Genomic DNA, 16,813 nt, shown 5'->3' with positions numbered 1-16,813 from the left:
ATTGGGGTGGTTGCATTCGTTGAACCGAAGGTCGGCGTAGCCAACGACACCCGAACGAGGCCTTTGTGCTATGTTCGGGTGTCGTTGGCGTTTCGGGACCCGCCGCAAGTCGTTCAACGACCTCACCACCCCAGTGTCCGCTACGCGGCCACGTCCCCTCCTTGGTAAGGAGGGGAGTTTGTCGTTCTTCATCTCCCCATCATACCCTACCAAGCCAACCCTACCCGCTACCAGGAAATGACTTACCGCCGCTGCGGCCGCAGTGGCCTGAAACTGCCGGCCCTCTCGCTGGGCCTGTGGCATAATTTCGGCGGGGTCGACACCTTCGAAAACGGACGCGCCATCCTGCACCGCGCCTTCGACCGGGGCATTACGCACTTCGACCTGGCCAACAACTACGGCCCGCCGCCCGGCTCGGCCGAGGAGAATTTTGGCCGCATCCTGCGCGAAGATTTCGCCGGCTACCGCAACGAGCTCATCATCTCGACCAAAGCCGGCTACCACACGTGGGAAGGCCCTTACGGCGATTAGGGCTCGAAGAAATACCTCGTTTCCAGCCTCGACCAGAGCCTCAAGCGCATGGGCCTGGAGTACGTCGACATCTTCTGCCACCACCGCCCCGACCCCGACACGCCCCTGACCGAAACCATGGCCGCCCTCGACCTCATCGTGCGCCAGGGCAAGGCCTTGTACGTGGGCCTGAGCAACTACCAGCCCGCCGAGGCCACCGAAGCTTTCGCCCTGCTGCGCGAGATGGGCACGCCCTGCCTCATCCACCAGCCCAAGTATTCCATGTTTGAGCGCTGGGTCGAAGACGGCCTGCTCGACCTACTGGGCGATGAGGGCGTGGGCGGCATCCCCTTCTCGCCCCTGGCCCAGGGCCTGCTCACCAACAAGTACCTGCACGGCATCCCCGACGACTCCCGCGTGGCCAAAGGCGTGGGTTTCCTCACCGAAAACAACCTCACGCCCGAGCGCCTCGACCAGGTGCGCCGCCTCAACGACCTGGCAAAAACCCGCAACCAAAGCCTCGCACAAATGGCCCTCTCCTGGCTGCTGAAGGACGAGCGGGTAACATCCGTCCTCATCGGTGCCAGCAAGCCGGAGCAGCTCGACGACTCGCTCCGCTGCTTGGAGAATCTGACGTTCAGCGCGGAGGAGCTGGCGGCAATTGAGGGAATTTTGTAGGGGCGGAGATGGATTAGCAGCACGATGTACTGAATGACACTGTTCTACTGGTCTACTGCCCAATCGACCCGATTTTGGGCTGAATCTGGATAATAAAGCGCCGGTTTAACTCTTCATCTTTACCCATGTAGCGTCCTACGCCACCAAACCCACTTCCAGCCGATACAAGTTCGTAGCGTGGCGCTGGGAAGTTGATTCCCGCGCCACGCCACAGATTGGTTACTGCCAGCGCCCGGGCATAGCTTAATTGCCGGGTAATGATGCCATCGAAGTTTTTGGGCGAATCGTAAGAGTACGTGCCATCATGCCGGCGGCTTGTGAACCGGGCCGTGCGGCCCTCTACCACAACCAGGTATTGAATGTCGTTGGGAGCGTTTGCCTCATTCAATTGTTTTTGCAAGAAGCGACCAACTTCAAGTACGCGGGGCTTATCCGCTTCGTAAAGTTCGGAGCTATTCTCCTTGAAGGAAATATTAAAAGCCAACTCGTAGCGTTTATACTTTTGACTATAGACAAAATATTTAGGGTCTTCCAGCTTTTTAAGAGCCGCTTTAATTTCATCCAGCTTTTTCTTATCCTCCAACTGTACCCTGAGTTCTTCGTTTTTTTTCTGAAACTGCTGGTAACTGACCACAAACAGCACCAGCATCGTCAGGAACAAGGCCGTCATAAGGTCCACGTAGCTGGGCCAGAAAAAGTCCTTGCTCTGTTTCATATCGCGGGGTTTGGGAAATTTTACGGATTGCGCTGGGCGCTATTTCTTACCTAACCAACGCTGAATCAAGTTGGGCCGGGTGATTTCCTCCAGCACTTGGTTGGTGCGGCTCACCTGCTCCAGCAGGCCCTGTTGGAGCTTGGCATCCTGCGCAATGCGGGCTTCAAGGGCCTGCAGGGCCTGGGCGCTGGCTTGGGCTTGGCGCTCCTGCAGCTTGTTGAGTGCCTGCTGCTGCTCGGGCAGGTTGCGGAAGGGGTCGAGCTGCTTGCTGAGGCGCTCGAAAAGATTGTCGTCGTTGAGGCGGTCGAAGTAGGATTTCCAGCGGGCGTGGGCCTGGGTCGACTCAGCGTCCAGCTCTTTTAGTCGGGCCTTCAGGGCCTCATCCATTTGCCGGGCTCCTTCGCTCACCTGCTGGCGGACGCCCGCGCCGAGGTCGGCCAGGAGCTGCTGATGCTCGCTGAACACGGCCACTTGGTTGCGCAAGTTTGTATCGTGCGATTCGAGGTAGCCAGGCACGCTGTTCAGGCTTTTTTCCAAGGTAGTCAGGCGGTTGAGCAGGGCCGTAATGGTACGGGCCACGTCGGCACCTTGCGTCACGGCCACGTTAAGGGCCTGCTGATAGCCGAGGAATTTCTCGAAGGTGTGGGCGCTTTCGTCCATCCGGTCAAATATCTTGATAGTCGAGTTGGCCAGCTGCGTGTAGCCGATGGTTTGCAGCTTTTCCAGGAAGCTTTTTTGAATGGCGATGTTTTCCGTGATTTTAGCGATGAAGGGCGTGAACTCACTGATTTTAGTAAAGAACTCTGATTGCATCTGGCCAAAAAACTTCTCATTAAACGTGTTGAGCACGGCTTGCAGGCTGGCCATGCCGGTTTGCATGTCGGTGTTCAGCTTGGGCAGCAGGGCCTTTTGCAGAAAGGTATAGTAGGCGTTTTTGAGCTTGTCGCGCCGCACGCGAGCTTTTTGCAGCAGGTGGTTGCTCCAAAGAGTGAAGCCCAGCCCGAAGAGGCTGCCCACCATCGCAATGAGCACGCCGCCCAGAAAGTGCTGCACGTCCCTATCGGAAAAGGACGAGCCCTGCGGCAAGGCCGCGCTGGCCTGTTTCGCAAACGGGTTGCCTACCAGCGTGCTCAGCCCCATGATGGCCCCCAGAAACGTGCCTAACAACCCCAAATACAGCGGCGTGGAAACGCGGGACTGAATTTCCTCGTCCAACGCCTCAGCGTGGCGTTCGGAGATGTCTTTCAGAATGCCAAAATCGGCCGCCGCGCCGTGGTTATTGAGTAGGTACTCGTTGGTATCAAGCACGATTTCCCGGAAAGTAACCGAGGCATCGGATGCAGCCTGCACGGCATCGTAAGTAGCGGCGACGGTAGGAGCGGCCGGAACTGGAACCGACACGGCAACGGGCCGCACGGGCTCGTGCCGCAGCCAGTCCATGAACTGAACCCCAGAAAACATATCCGGAGCCAACGTTCGTCTTTCTTCTCCGTCGAAATATTCGATGGTTGCGTCCGAGCGGGTCCACGTTTTATCAACGTAAACCAGCAGCGCAAAGCTTATCTGATTAGTAGAATTGGTGAACTCATCATTTTTCTGGGCTTTGAGCCAGTGCCGGGGCTGCGCCTGGGCCACGAACGGCGTGCCAGCGAAAAGGCGCTTCATTACCTCCGTATCGGCCAGGGCAAACGGGGCGGGTGGGGCCACCGGCACCGGGGCCACCCGGCTTTCCGGGCCGATGGCGAGCGTAGCGCTCGAGGGGTACGTTTCCGCGATGCGACCAATTAACTGGCGGTTTTGCCAGAACACATAGGCCTGCCACGCAATGAGGCCGGCAATGACAATGATTTCCAGTAGTTGGGTAGAATAATCCATGCGCTTGGGAAGGACGTGGGAACTTAGCTGATGTTCAGCTTGGCTTTGGTTACCACCCGCCAGCCGTCGGGCTCGCGGCGCAGCTCCCCGTTGCCGGTGGCCCGCAGGGCGCTGTAGCGCCCGGCGGGCAGGTCAAAATCGAAGAATTCGCGGAGCTGGCTCAGCCCGTCGCCGATGAGGCGGGCCTGGTTGGCGTGGGGGCTCAGCTTGAAGCTGGCGCGGTCGGGGTTGTCGGGCCGCACCGTGAGCTGCACGGGCAGTTGGGGCAGGGCTTCGCTGGTAAGCTTGCGCTGCTCGATGTAGCCGGTTTCGGGTGCCGGGGCATAGTAGCGTGCAGCGGCGGGCACGGGCGCGGCGGAGGTGGGGTCGGTGGCCGGGGGCTCTTCCATAACCGCAGTTGCCGTTGGCTGGAGCAAGGTGGCGGGCGGCACGGGCACCAGTGGACCAGGGTTCTTGACAAATTTGGAAATCGTCCCGGGAGTCTCAGTGGCACCGTTGCCTTGGTCTCTTCCCTTCAAATTTTTTATTTGAAGTTCAAGCTCTCTTATTTGAAGTTCAAGCTCTCCTATTGTTTTGTCTCTTCTGCCGACCCTGCCTTCGAGAGACGTTCTAGCTCCCCCTGCATTCATGCGTCCCAGCACCCAACCAATCAGAACGCCAATTATCAAACTTACTAGGCTCCACAACCAAGATACTTGGGTATTGGTCTTTGCCGCTCCAGGACCGCCGATAGCCGCACTCGGCCCCGCCATGCGCGGCTCACCAACCGCTAACTCCTCGGCGGCAAGACCATTAGACTCTGACACCATTCCCTGCGAAGCGGCAGCTTTCGGCTGTTGTAGGGTCGGGTTGGCTGTCGAAACGGCCGTTGTTCCCGACTTCTCCGCCCAGTGATTTGCACGTCGAATAGCCTGATTGAGCGTGATGTCCAACTGCGCTAGGCTGAGCGAGGTTTCGCGGCTTTTGGCATCTGCTTTACGCTCCTCCTTCAGCTCTTTTATGATAACGGCGGCGAGTGAATCCGGCGTGGCAGACCGGGTATTGTCCTCCTTTTTAGGAATCCGCATCAATACCTCATTCTTAAAAGCCAGCAGGTTAACTGGCAATGGCGCATTGCCAAACTTCCACGTTTTCAAAGCCTCATAGAACTCCGCCGTCGTCTTCCAATTGACAGCGATTTGCTTACCAGGCGCCACCTTATGCACCGCCCAGATGTGCCGCACGGTCAGCCGCCACAGCTCGGCCTTGGTGTGGTCGGCCACCGAATCGAGCGGCGGGCCGGAGCGGCCGAACGTGGCCCCCGGCAAAAGCCCTGCTGCCACGATGAGAAAGAGAAAACGACGCATAGCAACGCTGATTTAAGTGGCCGGCTGGCTCGCGTACAGCTCCCGCGACAGCTCGTAGAGGGCGTGCCGGAGCGGCAGGAAGAACAGAGTTTCGGGAATGATTTCGCCCTGGGGCAAGCTGTCGGCGTAGAACTGCCGGCTCATGTTGAACGAATCGGCCAGGTGGGTGCGCAGCAGGCGCAGCACCTCGCCGGGCGCGTTTTTGATGCCGAACTGGGGCTGGAGCCGGGTCAGATCGGAGTCTTCGAGCAGCAGGTGCAGGCAGGCTTCCACATTGGCGAGCACGGCGGTTTTCACGGCTTCGGTCACGTCGGCGGGGCGCAGGTCGCGCAGCTCCTCGGGGCCGGGCTGGCCGGTACCCACCGGATGCACGATGGCGAGCGGGGCTTCTTCGGCATCGGAGTCGGGGCCGTCCTGGCCGGTGGCCATCACGCCGCCGTTGGCGGTGGTTTGCTTGGGGTCGGCGGCCAGCACAATCTTGAAATTGGCGGGCGGCGGCGTTCCAAACACCTTCCCCAGAATGAGCCGGGCCAGGGTTTCGACACCCCGCAGGTCGGAGCCGCCGCTCAGCAGGCGCACGTAAAGACTGCCGCGCCCGGTGAGGCACAGGTAGCGCGGCACAGCATAGCCACCGCCCCGCACCACCTGCCCCACATGGTAAACCAGCGCCCCGAAGTGCAAGTAAAACAGCACCCGCAGGTGTGGCGCGTGCAATAGCCGGTTGCCGAAGCGGAACACGCTGTCGTAGTTAAAGAGCAGGCTGGCAATTTCTTCCGAGCCGAAGGTGGGATTACGCCGCACTACTTCGAGATACTTTTTGGCTTCCTTGGCGCGGGCCACGTCCTCGTTCACCTGCTGGGAGCTAAAAAGCGGGTCGGCCTCGATGCCGGCCAGGCCGAAGGCCACGAGGCCGTTGTCTTTGCGGCCGCGCATGTCCACCGCGCCATCGCCCCACAGGTCGTTGCCGGCGAAGCGGAACGAGGTACTAAGCACGGGCTGATGCTTTTTGTACGGCGTGCCGTCGGGAGCACGGTCGGCGTAGAGCAGCACGTCGGACGTGCCGCCCCCAATGTCGATGAACACGGCGCTTTCGCCCGGCCCCGGCGTCACCACGCGGTTGCGGGTGAGGTAGAAGTACGGGGCCGTGCTTTCGGGCAGGAAAACGGTGGACTCGGTGGGGACGTGGAAAATCTCCCGGAACAGCCGGTCCCAGGTGTTCTGGTACTGAATGCGGGAGAAGACCGGGAAGCTCAGCGGCGCAAACCAGACCACCTTAGTCGCGGCTAGGTTGCCGCCGTTCAGGGCGGCTTTGTACTTGAACAACAGCAGCATTTCCCGGAAAAAGGCTTCCACCCGGTTGCGGGCCTCGTTGCTGCCGGTTTCCCATTTCAGGTTGGTGCGGTAGCTCTCGTCGCTGTCTTCTTCGGTGTTGATTCCGAAGCCCACGTTCACGTTGCCGAGCAGGCTGGGCTGTTCCACGGCAAAGCCGGGGGCCTCGCTGGTGGCGGTGCGAATGGGAAAGGCGTAGGGTGAGCTGGCTACGCCCAGTAGCGGCGGCACGAACTCGCGCTGCTGATACACCCGCCACCGCTTCAGGCCCACGTAATGCGCCGGGTCGTCATCAATGCCCCGGAAAATGCGGTCATAAGCTTGATAATCGGGTTCGGCGGTTGGCTTTTTCAGCAGCACCACCGGCGAGTCTTCCGGGCCGAAACTGAGGGGCTGCGGGGCCTGGCCGGGGGCATCGTGCCAGGCTACGTGCGTGCTGGTGGTGCCAAAGTCGATGGCAAACCGGAAACGCTTGGTTCCCTGTTGCTTTACTTCCTTCCAGAGCGGCACTACCAAGGCCCGGCCGCCGGCGGGCGCGGGGTTATACACCTCCACGTAGTCGAAATGGGTGCCACGCACTTCGTAGTACGTGCTGCCTTCGTCCTGGCCGGTTTTGGGGGTCCGCACGTAGCGGGTGGCGGCCTGGCCGGTGCCGGTTTCGCTCAGCGGCAGGCCGTTCACGCCAAATTTCAGCGTCACGGGCTTGTGCACCTGGCGCGGGTCGGTGTTGTTGGCATCCACCAGCATCACCTTATAAAAGTCGTTGTACTGCGGGGCATCGAGCAGCTTCACGAAAGGGAAAAACGAAAGGGCCACATTGGTCACGCGCCGCTGGCCCAGGGCCCCAAGCAGGTTGTCGCCCTGCGGGCTGTCGTAATAGGCCCGCTCGTATTCTACGTGGCCGCCGGTCACGGGCAGGCGCAGGCGCACCCGCACGCAGGCCGGCTCCAACTCCAGGCTCAGGTGCTCGGCCAGGTCCTTGGGCTCGAAGTAATCAAAATAAACCGCCTTGATTGGCAGCAGTGGCCAATGGGGCGGCTGGTAGCCCGTGGCCGTCTTCACGGTGCCGCAGTAAAAACGGCTCTGGTCCACCTCGTAGGGCACCATGAGCAGGGTTTCTTCCAGCAGGTCGCCCAAGGTAAGGTACGGGTAGGGCAGTTCCTGACCGGGCAGGGTGCGGTCGTTGACCGGGCGCGGGTCGGTAGCCGGCACCTTGGACCCGCTCTCAGCCAGCGCCGTGTTGTTGAAGTACATCTTACCCGGCATTTTCAGGCCGGGGCGCAGCACCAGGGGCAGGTGTTCGGCCACAGTGGCGCGGGTGGGCACCAGCCGCAAGTCCGAAGTACGGACGGTGTTCTCGTCGGGCCGCACCCGCACCGGCACCCCGGCAATGGCCACGGGATTACGCTGGGCATCCAGTAGCGCGGGATAGGCCGCCGCCGCCGGGGCCGCGTCCTGTTCCAAGCGGCCCTTGCGCAGCAGGTCCGGGTCGAGGCTGTCGCGCACGGTGCCGGCCAGGCGCACCAGGTCCGCATCGTGCACGAATTGCCGGTAGATGAACTCCACGAACGCCGTTTCGCGGGCGGCCAGCGGCACGTAGCGCTCATCGAAATACTGACCGCCGCCCTGCGGGCGCTGCACCGGCAGCACGGGCGGCGCAGGAGCCGGAAACAGCAGCGTGAGCGGCGACGTGCCGCCCACCAGCCGGGGAATGCCGTCGGAGCCGGCGTGGTAAAACAGGTACAGCTCGGTCACGTCCCGGAATTCGGGGTCGTTCAAATACAACGCCAGCACTTCGGCCAGGGGCTCGGTGGCCGGTTTGGCACGCATGGCCGCCAGTTCCGTTTGGCGCTGCCACACCCGCACTTGCAGGCGCTGGCCGGCCTTGGCCAGCTGGTGGTAGTTGAAAATCAATTCCCACAAATCCCAGAAGTGCCCCACCAGCCGGTGGCTGGCCGTGAGCGTGGCCGTGGGACTGGCCGCCGCCACGGCAGCCAGCGCGGTTTTCACGAGGTGCATCCGGGCAAAGGGCGAGGGAATGGCCACGGCCACGCGGCTGGTCTGGCCGCCATCGGGGTCGAGCATGCCCGCGATGTCTTCTTTGCTGAGGGAGCCAGTGCCGGTCTGGCCCCAGCCTTCGTGGTCGTTGGCACCCGTGGGGTGCAGGCGCAATACGTGAGCCATAAGCAGGAAGCCAGCGCAAAGGGCTGGCAGAGGGGGTTAGCTGTATTGAAGCTTGTCTTGGACGGCGGTGGCGGTGGCCTTCTCAAACGCATCTACTACCCAGCGCAGGGCCTGGGCATCGGTGGGGTTGGTGAGCTGCGCCTTGCCCACGGCCTCGCTCAGCAGCGAAGCAAACCGGTCGGGAGTCAGGCCGCCGTTGAAAATGCTGGTTGCGATGGTTTTGTCGGCCACCATCTTGTTGAAGCTCGTTTCGAGGGGCCGCAGGGCCGCAAAGCGACGCTGGTTCTGGTCGAGTTCGGTCAGCCACTCGTTGTATTCCGCGAAAAAGGCCTTCAGGTCGCGCAGCACGCCGGCATTGTCGAGCTTGCCGGCCAGGTCGCCAGCCCGGAAATACGTGGCCGACGTGTCGGTGGGCGTGTGTTTTAGGTAGTAACGAGCGAAATAATGCAGCCGAATCAGCGGCTGAGCCACTTCATCACGCAGCTGCTGCGGAAACTGGCTGAAATCAAATTCGGCCGTCGGGCTGGCCCCGCGCAGGCCAAATTCGTGGTAGCCGGGGCGCTGCCCGTCGAGGCGGGCGGCGGGCTGCCCGGCAAAATGCACGGCCGCCAGCGCGCCAAACAGCTCCAGCACATGGGCACGGTTGCGCTGGGCCGCCCGGCCGGGGTGGTTGGGCAGCGGCGGCCCGGCCACATCGCCGAGGTAGTAGAGCGCATCCAGCCCGCGCAGGTTGTCGGCGTAGTAGGAAAGCGCGGTTTTGGTTTTGGTCAGGAAGGTATCCGAGTTGATGAAGTCCGGGGCGGTGCCGGCGGCCTGCTCCGCGGCCGAGGGCTGGTCGAGGCGGAAGTAGGGCAGCATCACCAGCGCGCCGGCTTTCAGGGCCGTCCGCACGTTGGGCTGCGGCAGCTTGGCTTCGGGGGCGGCGTCGCGCAGGTTTTTCACGAGTAACGGAAAGCCTGCTGCGCCGGTGCCACCGAAGATACTGGATACGAAGAACACCCGGTCATCAGCAGTCAGGCTGGCAGCCAGGTACTTCATTTCCTTACTTTGCACCAGCGCGTTGAGCACCACACTGCCCACGTTAGGCGAGCCCCGAAACCCCACGTCCAGATTAGCCGCCAAGCTGTCGGACGTGAATAGTAGGTCGGTCAGCCCCTGCCCTTCCACCGACAACTCGTTATAGCCCACGTAGTCTTTAAACGACTTATTGATGCCGCCGAAGTCGTACACGAACGAATCAGTGAGTTGCCCGGCCCCGGTCGTGTTCAGTTCGGCCAGGGTGCTGAGGGGTTGGCTGAAAAAGCCCGTTTTGGGCTTCTGGCCGTCGGCGTAGAGGCTGGCGTGAATACGGCCGTAGCGCTTGAGCAGCTCCACGGTGCGGTTCATGTCGCCGTTCTGCGTGTCGGGGTCAATAAGCACGGGAACCAATCGGTCACAACCGGGAATGCGGACCCCTGCGGCCAGCAGCATGGTCAGCGAGCGCAGCACCCGTGCCCCGGTACCGCCAATGGCAAAAAGAAAAAGCTTGGATTCAGACATGGAAAAAGGGCAACGATGAGCAAATTGCGGCGGCTAGCGCCCATAAGTGAGCGCCCGGTACGGAATGGGCCACACCGGCGACCACCGCTTGAACAGCGTCGAGAACACCACGAACCAGAGCATAGCCACCCCGCAGTTCACCACCGTGAAGCACGTGCGGTACGACTCGGCCGGAGCCCCCAGTTGCGTGCAGTAGTGGTTAGCCAGCACCGCGCCCAGCCCGGCGGCCAGCAACAGCGTCAGGTACCAGTGCAGCGGTTTCGAAAGGCGCTGATTGAGTGCAAACCCCACTACATAGTAGAAAATCAGCATCAGTCCCAGCCCGGCCCCCAGCGTGGCCCAGCCGGTATTATTGAAAATCTCGGCCTTATAAAGCCCGTAGCTGGCCGTTTTGTGGTAAAACAGCCCCACTAGACCGGAATAGAGCGAATTGAAAATCGTTTGCATGTGCAGAAGGTAATCGCGGTTATTATTCTTTGTTGAGCGTGAGGACCGCCGTGAATACCGGCGGCAACGCGGCCGGGTACGATGCCCGCACGCCCGCCAGCACTTCCGTGAGGCGGTAGGTGCGCGGCGCGGGCTGGTTGTCGTTTTCGGTGCTCCACTGCCCGACCCAGCCGGGTAGCGCATCGGGCGCAGGCAGTACGAATCGCAGCGCCGTGCTGCCGGAGGCCACTGCGCTCAGGCGCACCCGCACCGTGTGGGTGTAGCCCGCCAGCGGCCCCGCCGCCTGGGCCACGGCGCGGAGGCTGCCCGGTACGATGGCGGCCGTGGTGCCAGCCGCTACCTGCAGATGCAGTTGCGCCGCCAGAAAGGCTGGCTGCTGCCAGGCCGGCGACAAAGCGCTGATATTGAGCGCAACGGTAAATTCGGCGGGCGCGCCACCGTCCAAGTCCACATCCAGGTTTTGACAAGCAGCTCCGTTCATGCCATCGCACGACACACCAGCCGTGGGTAGCAAGGCACTTTTGGCCGGCAGTCCCGTTAGCACAGCCACGGCGGGCACCTTGCCCAGGCTCAGGCCAAAGCCGGCGTATTGTGCGGTTGGCCTAGTGAGCGCGGCGCGGGTGTAGCGGGCCACCAGCGCGGGCGGGCCCACCACCCATATATAATAAGGCAACCGCTCACCGCCTAGCTGCCGCGACGCTTTGGGTGCCTTGACCGCCGGATGAAAAGTACCGTAAAACCGCGACGTTTCGGCGTACACGGCTATGGCCAGACCGGCCTTACTGGCTTCGACCAGCGCAATGCGAATGCGGTTTTTAATTTGCGAAAGCGGGGCTCCGTTTTTCGGGCCGTAGATAAAGTCCGACACCACCACGCTCACCTCCCGGGACGCAGCCGGGCGCGCCAGCACGGCATTGAGCAGGTCGGGCAATTCGGTGCCCAGCGCGGCCTCCTTGGGCTTCTCTCCCTGCACATACGCCATCATTTGCTGGTATTTAACCGGCTTGCTGATAGAATCTTCCAGGCACAGAAAAAACTGCCGCTGCGCCACGGCGCTGTTGGCGTAGGTATCGGTGAACAGGTCGCCCACGCGCTGCTGAAACTCCGTGGACGGGTTGGCCGCAGTTTGCAGTGGCATAAACCCTTTCATCCCGCCGGAATACTCCAGAAATACGCTGACATTCAGCGGAGCAGGCTTGGCGGCTACAATGGCTTTTTTCGGATTTTGGGAGGGTTGGTCCGTCTCCGATTTAGTCGCCGTATCACTTTCGCAGGCGGTGAAGAACAAACCAGCGGCCAGATAAAGCAGGGCGTTTCGGGAAGCCAGAGCAAATATCATCGAACCTGAATAATGTGTAGAAAGGAGTTGAATTAGCAATACTACTGCTTTTTTTAGGAATGTTCATCAATTATTGCTTTAATTCAAACACGGTGTTGGAACACCCTAATTTCCCCCCGCGTCCAAACGCGCGTGGGCGCTGATGGTATGTGCATCTTAAACATTGGCGCCATTTCGCGCCAAACCAAACCCGCTCGCCGCCGCTTTCTACCGGCCGCAAGCTGGCTTTTCAGCCAACGTTTCTACCGTGCCAACTGTTATAAAGCAGAAGGCAAATTGGGCCACCCCAACCCCGCCCCGTACCTTTGCGCCAGCGGCCTCCTACGTTGTGGCCGCCTCAAACCCGACGCCCGGTTAAAGGCACTTATTGCTCTTATGCCCAACACGATTTCAACCGATATCTGCATCATCGGGGCCGGCCCGGTCGGCCTGTTCGCCGTTTTCGAAGCCGGTTTGCTCAAGCTCCGCTGCCATGTGGTTGATGCGCTGCCCCAGCCCGGTGGCCAGCTCTCCGAAATTTATCCCAAGAAGCCGATTTACGACATCCCGGGTTTTCCCGAGATTCTGGCCGGCGACCTCGTCGATAATCTGATGAAGCAGATTAAGCCCTTCCACCCCACCTTCACGCTGGGCGAGCGGGTGGAGCGGTTTGCCAAGCTCGACGATGGCTCGTTCCAGCTGTTCACCACCGATGGCACCGAGATTCACTGCAAGGCCGTAGCCATTGCCGGCGGCCTGGGCTCGTTCGAGCCCCGCAAGCCAGCCGTCGAAAACTTGGAAAACTTCGAGGGTGGCAAAGGCGTGCACTACATGGTGCGCGACCCCGAGAGCTTCCGCGACAAGAAAATCGTGATTGCCGGCGGCGGCGACTCGGCCCTCGACTGGACCAACTTCCTGGCCAATGTGGCTTCCGACGTCACGCTCGTGCACCGGGGCACCACCTTCCGGGGCGCGGCCGACTCGGCCGAGAAAGTGCAGAAGCTGCACGAATCCGGCAAAATCAGGCTCGTGCTCAGCTCCAACGTTACGCACCTGCACGGCAACGGCACGCTGAAGGAAGTGACCATCACCGGCAACGATGGCAAGGCCGAAACCGTGCCGCTCGACTGCTTCATTCCCCTCTTCGGCCTCACGCCCAAGCTCGGCCCCATCGGCGAGTGGGGCCTCGAAATCGAGAACGACGCGGTGAAAGTGAACACGCTCGACTACAGCACCTCGCTGCCCGGCGTATTCGCCATCGGCGACATCAACACTTACCCCGGCAAGCTAAAGCTCATCCTCTGCGGCTTCCACGAAGCCGCCCTGATGTGCCAGGGCGCGTTCAAATACATTTTCCCCGACAAGAAGTACACCCTCAAGTACACGACCGTGAACGGGGCACCCTCTATGTGAGATGGTGAGTGGTGAGAGGGCGAGTTTGATGTTCGGTTTACGCAGGTAGCGCGGCTGGAACGTCAAGCTCGCCCTCTCACCACTCACTATTTCACCATCTCACTATATGGAAGAAGACATCCGCATCTACGTCGAGGAAGCGCCCGGCCAGCGCCGCGAAATAATTGCTCCCACCGACATGGGCCTGAGCCTGATGGAAGTGCTCAAAGCTGATGGCTACGACATTCAGGCGACTTGTGGCGGCATGGCCCTGTGCGCCACCTGCCACGTGGAGGTGCTGGCCGGCCCCGCCCTGCCCGAGCCCCAGGATGCCGAGCTCGACATGCTCGAAACCCTGCCCGTGGTGCACGAAGGCTCGCGCCTGAGCTGCCAGATTCGCCTCACGCCCCGCGTGGATGGGCTGGTGGTGCGCCTGGCCCCCACGGGCGCTTAGCAAAGCCTTTAATTACCAACAAAAAAGACCGTCAGCTCAGCATGACGGTCTTTTTTATGTATTCAGATGACACCTTATCCGGCCGCCACCAGCTGCTCGCGCATGCGCTCCTTGGCGGCAGCCGACAACCCCGGGCCAGCCTGCACGCGGCCGGCAGCCGAGGCCCAGGCCCATTCGGTAATCAGGATAGACTGCCGGGAGTAGCGCTTGCAATAGGGGCACAGGTGCAGGTGCAGCCACAGGCTGGCACGCTCGCGCTGCGGCATTACCGGGTCCTGGCGCTGCTCGATGAGCAGGGTGGCATGCTGGCAGTTGATAAGTCGTAACATAGCGAATAGTTAGTTTTTGCCCATGCCGTGTTTTTCGAGGCAGCGGCGCAGCTGCAGCTTGGCCCGATGCACGATAACCCAGTAGTTAGACGCAGTCAGGCCCAGTTCCTGACAAATTTCCTCGGCCGATAATTCCTCCACGAAGCGCATGGCAAATACGGCGCCTTGCTGCGGCGGGAGCCGCTCCTGGCACAGGCGCAGGATTTCGTGCAGCTCCTGCTGCTCCAGGGCGGCATCGGCCCGGAGCCAGCTGGCGGGGGCCTGCGGGCCGGTCCAGTGGCCGTTGGCGGGGTTGAAATAATCAGCTTCCGTAGCCCCACCGTCGTGGAGGGCATCGAGGCCGACGTGGGGGGCGCGGGCCTGCCGGCGGTAGTGGTCGATGATTTTGCGGCGCAGAATCACAAACAGCCAGGTTCGTTCCGAAGCATCGGCGCGGAAAGTGACCAGACTGGCCAGGGCGCTGAGAAAGGTTTCCTGTACCAGTTCTTCGGCGACCTCCGAATCGGAAACGCGGCTCAGGGCAAAGCGGTAAAGCTCGTCGCCGAAGCGGGCAGGCCATTCGGCCGGTACGGGGGTGGCTGGAGTCATGCGGAGCGACGACTGGACGGGTTGAGTCGCACCACAATATTACGCTTCGCTTGGTGAGCAGTAGCGCCGACTTTGCCGTCCGCGTACTATTCACTCACTACTGACGTAGTGGCCACGCCCACAATGCGGCGCGAAGCAATTTCCTGTACCAGCGCTACTACCCGCAGATTGGGGCGCTTCCAGCCAGCAGCCAGGGTGAGGGCCGGCGAGGCGGTGAAGGAGCCGTCGGCCCCTACCCTGCCCAGCGGCAGCAGCTGCTGCACCACGGCGGCGTGGTGCAGCAGCAGGCCCGCATTTTCGCCGCAGCCAATCTGCGAAGCCAGCCCGCTCTCGATGATGGCCAGCAGTACCTCGGTGGCAGCGGTACCGGCGGGCAAGCTGCTCACCCGAACCTGTGCGCTACTGCCCAAAACTGCCACCGACACCACCGCCTGCGGCACTTTGGCGGCTTTGGATACGGTGGCTACCAAGTCGGCAGAGCGACTGCCCACCAGCTCGCAGCGACCATTCACCACGGCCTGGGGCGTGTAGGAACCCGTGCCGAAACTGGTGGCGTACTGCCGCTGCCGCGCGGTGTAGGCCGGAGCCGAGAAGCCATCCTTCTACCCCAGCCGGTTCCAGTAGTCGACGTGCTCGCCCAGGGCAATGACTTCGACACCGGGCACCGCCTGAGCCCGGACCAGCTCACGCAGGGCCGCATCGGCGGCCGGGCAGCTGGAGCAGCCTTCGGAAATGAACAGCTCGACCACCACGGGCACCCGGCCGGCCCCCGCGAAGGGGCCCACGCGCCGCGCCGGCACCGGTGCCGCCCAACTGCCCAGCATCGGAACGGCCAATAACCAGTGTAATGCTTACATAACAACCAAAAATAGCCAACGCGAAGGCTACCAGCCGCAGACGCGGCCACCACCTCCCCTGCCCGGCCAGACGCCGCACGGGCACCGGCCTTACACGCCATGCAAAAAAAGCCCCCGGCGCGCTGGGGCGCGCTGGGGGCTTATCAGGGATTAGGCTGCGCTTGGGAAGCCGCGGGGGGCCAGCACTATTGGGCGCGCTTGGCGGGAACCGGGTCGGTGGTGCCCGCCGCCGGCACGGCCGGCGAGGGGGCCGCCGGGGCAGCAGCTGCGGCCGCGCCGGCAATAGGCACTAAGTCGAACATCTCCAGAGCAATACGCCAGCTGGCATCGGCCTCACGGCGCCAGATGCGCAGGAAAGTGCCGTTTTCCTCGGGGTGGTTGGTGCTGGCCGGGCGGTGCAGCGAGCCCACCACATAGCCCAAATCGCCGGCGGCGGCCAGGTAGCCGGTATTGGCAATGAAGAGGTAGCCGCCGTCGATGGACTTCATGTTGGCCGAAGCCGCCGCGCCCTGCATCATCGACAGGCCCGAGCGGTAGAGGCGGGCTTCGGCGCTCAGGTATTGCTGGTAGGTGGCACCGGGCTTCATGAGCTCGGCGGTGGCAAATTTGCTATCAACTTCGAGCACAATATTGGACGGCGCGGTGCTGGGCGTGGCCGCGGCGGCCATCAGGCGGGGCCGGGCCACGGTGGCCATCTGCGAAGGCACGGCCCCAATGCGCTCAATGCTCATATCAACCGCGAATTTCCACCGCCCATCGAGCTGCTTGCGCCATACGGTCACGTAATCGCCGGTCGAAACCGGGCGGTTGTTTTGCAGCATGGTCCAGGGGCCGGTGGTGTAGCCCAAGTCGCCCGACTGCGCGGCATCGGCCAGCACCGGGTACCAGGTAAGCTTGCTGCCGGGGCGCGAGGGCAGCGTACGCCACACCTCCTGGGCGTTGGCCAGCTTGCCGTTTTCGGTAACCAGGGAGGTGGGGGAGCTGTTGGCCAGAAACGCCGCTTCCGTACTTGTTTGCGTAGCTTGAGTCGCAAATGCTACTTCGGCCGCCACTACTGCCTCGTGGGGCAACTGGGCAAAGGCAGCCATTGGCAGCAGAAGGGCGACCGTAGCGGCTATAGTCAACTTATTCTTCATAAGGTCACAAGTAAAGTTAATTCCAGCTACTAATGTACGCGGTACGGTATAATTATACTTTTGGTACAATTTACACTTCCCCTTTCTGTACCGAACTTGCGGCCCTATTGGCCTAG

Annotated in this window: 12 protein-coding genes and 2 pseudogenes; 3 read left to right on the top strand and 11 right to left on the bottom strand. The window is 61.8% G+C overall.

All coding sequences use genetic code 11. The annotated features are described in order from the left end of the window. Positions 1-237 precede the first annotated feature (237 nt). Positions 238-1,188, top strand: a pseudogene (mgrA, locus tag KQ661_RS07685) (L-glyceraldehyde 3-phosphate reductase). A gap of 52 nt (positions 1,189-1,240) precedes the next feature. Here mgrA and KQ661_RS07680 read toward each other — a convergent pair. The 7 genes from KQ661_RS07680 to KQ661_RS07650 form a co-directional block, all read right to left on the bottom strand. Beyond that, the gene (locus KQ661_RS07680) at positions 1,241-1,903 is read right to left on the bottom strand and encodes an OmpA family protein (protein ID WP_216686077.1); all 663 of its coding nucleotides are present in this window, start codon (positions 1,901-1,903) and stop codon (positions 1,241-1,243) included. Between the two features lie 39 nt (positions 1,904-1,942). Then, the gene (locus KQ661_RS07675) at positions 1,943-3,778 is read right to left on the bottom strand and encodes a hypothetical protein (RefSeq protein WP_216686076.1); all 1,836 of its coding nucleotides are present in this window, start codon (positions 3,776-3,778) and stop codon (positions 1,943-1,945) included. A 23-nt stretch (positions 3,779-3,801) separates the two neighbouring features. Next, the gene (locus KQ661_RS07670; RefSeq protein WP_216686075.1) at positions 3,802-4,167 is read right to left on the bottom strand and encodes a hypothetical protein; all 366 of its coding nucleotides are present in this window, start codon (positions 4,165-4,167) and stop codon (positions 3,802-3,804) included. Between the two features lie 969 nt (positions 4,168-5,136). Further along, positions 5,137-8,637, bottom strand: a complete 3,501-nt coding sequence (locus KQ661_RS07665) for a hypothetical protein (protein WP_216686074.1) — start codon at positions 8,635-8,637, stop codon at positions 5,137-5,139. Positions 8,638-8,673: 36 nt separating this feature from the next. Further along, on the bottom strand, positions 8,674-10,176 hold the full coding sequence (locus tag KQ661_RS07660) for a hypothetical protein (RefSeq protein ID WP_216686073.1): 1,503 nt from the start codon (positions 10,174-10,176) through the stop codon (positions 8,674-8,676). Positions 10,177-10,209: 33 nt separating this feature from the next. Next, positions 10,210-10,623: a hypothetical protein gene (locus KQ661_RS07655; RefSeq protein WP_216686072.1), complete on the bottom strand. Its 414-nt coding sequence runs from the start codon at positions 10,621-10,623 to the stop codon at positions 10,210-10,212. Positions 10,624-10,645: 22 nt separating this feature from the next. Further along, positions 10,646-11,962: a hypothetical protein gene (locus KQ661_RS07650; RefSeq protein ID WP_216686071.1), complete on the bottom strand. Its 1,317-nt coding sequence runs from the start codon at positions 11,960-11,962 to the stop codon at positions 10,646-10,648. 375 nt (positions 11,963-12,337) lie between these two features. Here KQ661_RS07650 and KQ661_RS07645 point away from each other — a divergent pair, with 375 nt between their 5' ends. Continuing rightward, positions 12,338-13,354: an NAD(P)/FAD-dependent oxidoreductase gene (locus KQ661_RS07645; RefSeq protein ID WP_216680078.1), complete on the top strand. Its 1,017-nt coding sequence runs from the start codon at positions 12,338-12,340 to the stop codon at positions 13,352-13,354. 106 nt (positions 13,355-13,460) lie between these two features. Next, positions 13,461-13,787: a 2Fe-2S iron-sulfur cluster-binding protein gene (locus KQ661_RS07640; RefSeq protein ID WP_216680077.1), complete on the top strand. Its 327-nt coding sequence runs from the start codon at positions 13,461-13,463 to the stop codon at positions 13,785-13,787. 74 nt (positions 13,788-13,861) lie between these two features. Here KQ661_RS07640 and KQ661_RS07635 read toward each other — a convergent pair whose 3' ends face one another. The 4 genes and pseudogenes from KQ661_RS07635 to KQ661_RS07615 form a co-directional block, all read right to left on the bottom strand. Beyond that, positions 13,862-14,116 carry an anti-sigma factor family protein gene (locus tag KQ661_RS07635; protein ID WP_216680076.1) on the bottom strand — a complete coding sequence of 85 codons (255 nt, stop codon included), beginning with the start codon at positions 14,114-14,116 and terminating at the stop codon, positions 13,862-13,864. Positions 14,117-14,125: 9 nt separating this feature from the next. Further along, on the bottom strand, positions 14,126-14,704 hold the full coding sequence (locus KQ661_RS07630; protein ID WP_216686070.1) for a sigma-70 family RNA polymerase sigma factor: 579 nt from the start codon (positions 14,702-14,704) through the stop codon (positions 14,126-14,128). 86 nt (positions 14,705-14,790) lie between these two features. Beyond that, a pseudogene (locus tag KQ661_RS07625) lies at positions 14,791-15,528 on the bottom strand (DUF1223 domain-containing protein). Positions 15,529-15,746: 218 nt separating this feature from the next. Continuing rightward, positions 15,747-16,649: a Cif family virulence factor gene (locus KQ661_RS07615; RefSeq protein WP_216686068.1), complete on the bottom strand. Its 903-nt coding sequence runs from the start codon at positions 16,647-16,649 to the stop codon at positions 15,747-15,749. Positions 16,650-16,813: the final 164 nt, after the last annotated feature.

The sequence above is a fragment of the Hymenobacter siberiensis genome, from assembly GCF_018967845.1.
GTDB classification, from domain to species: Bacteria; Bacteroidota; Bacteroidia; order Cytophagales; family Hymenobacteraceae; genus Hymenobacter; species Hymenobacter siberiensis.
The sequence above is the reverse complement of the archived record's forward strand: the minus strand, read 5'-3'. Positions and strand labels throughout refer to the sequence as shown.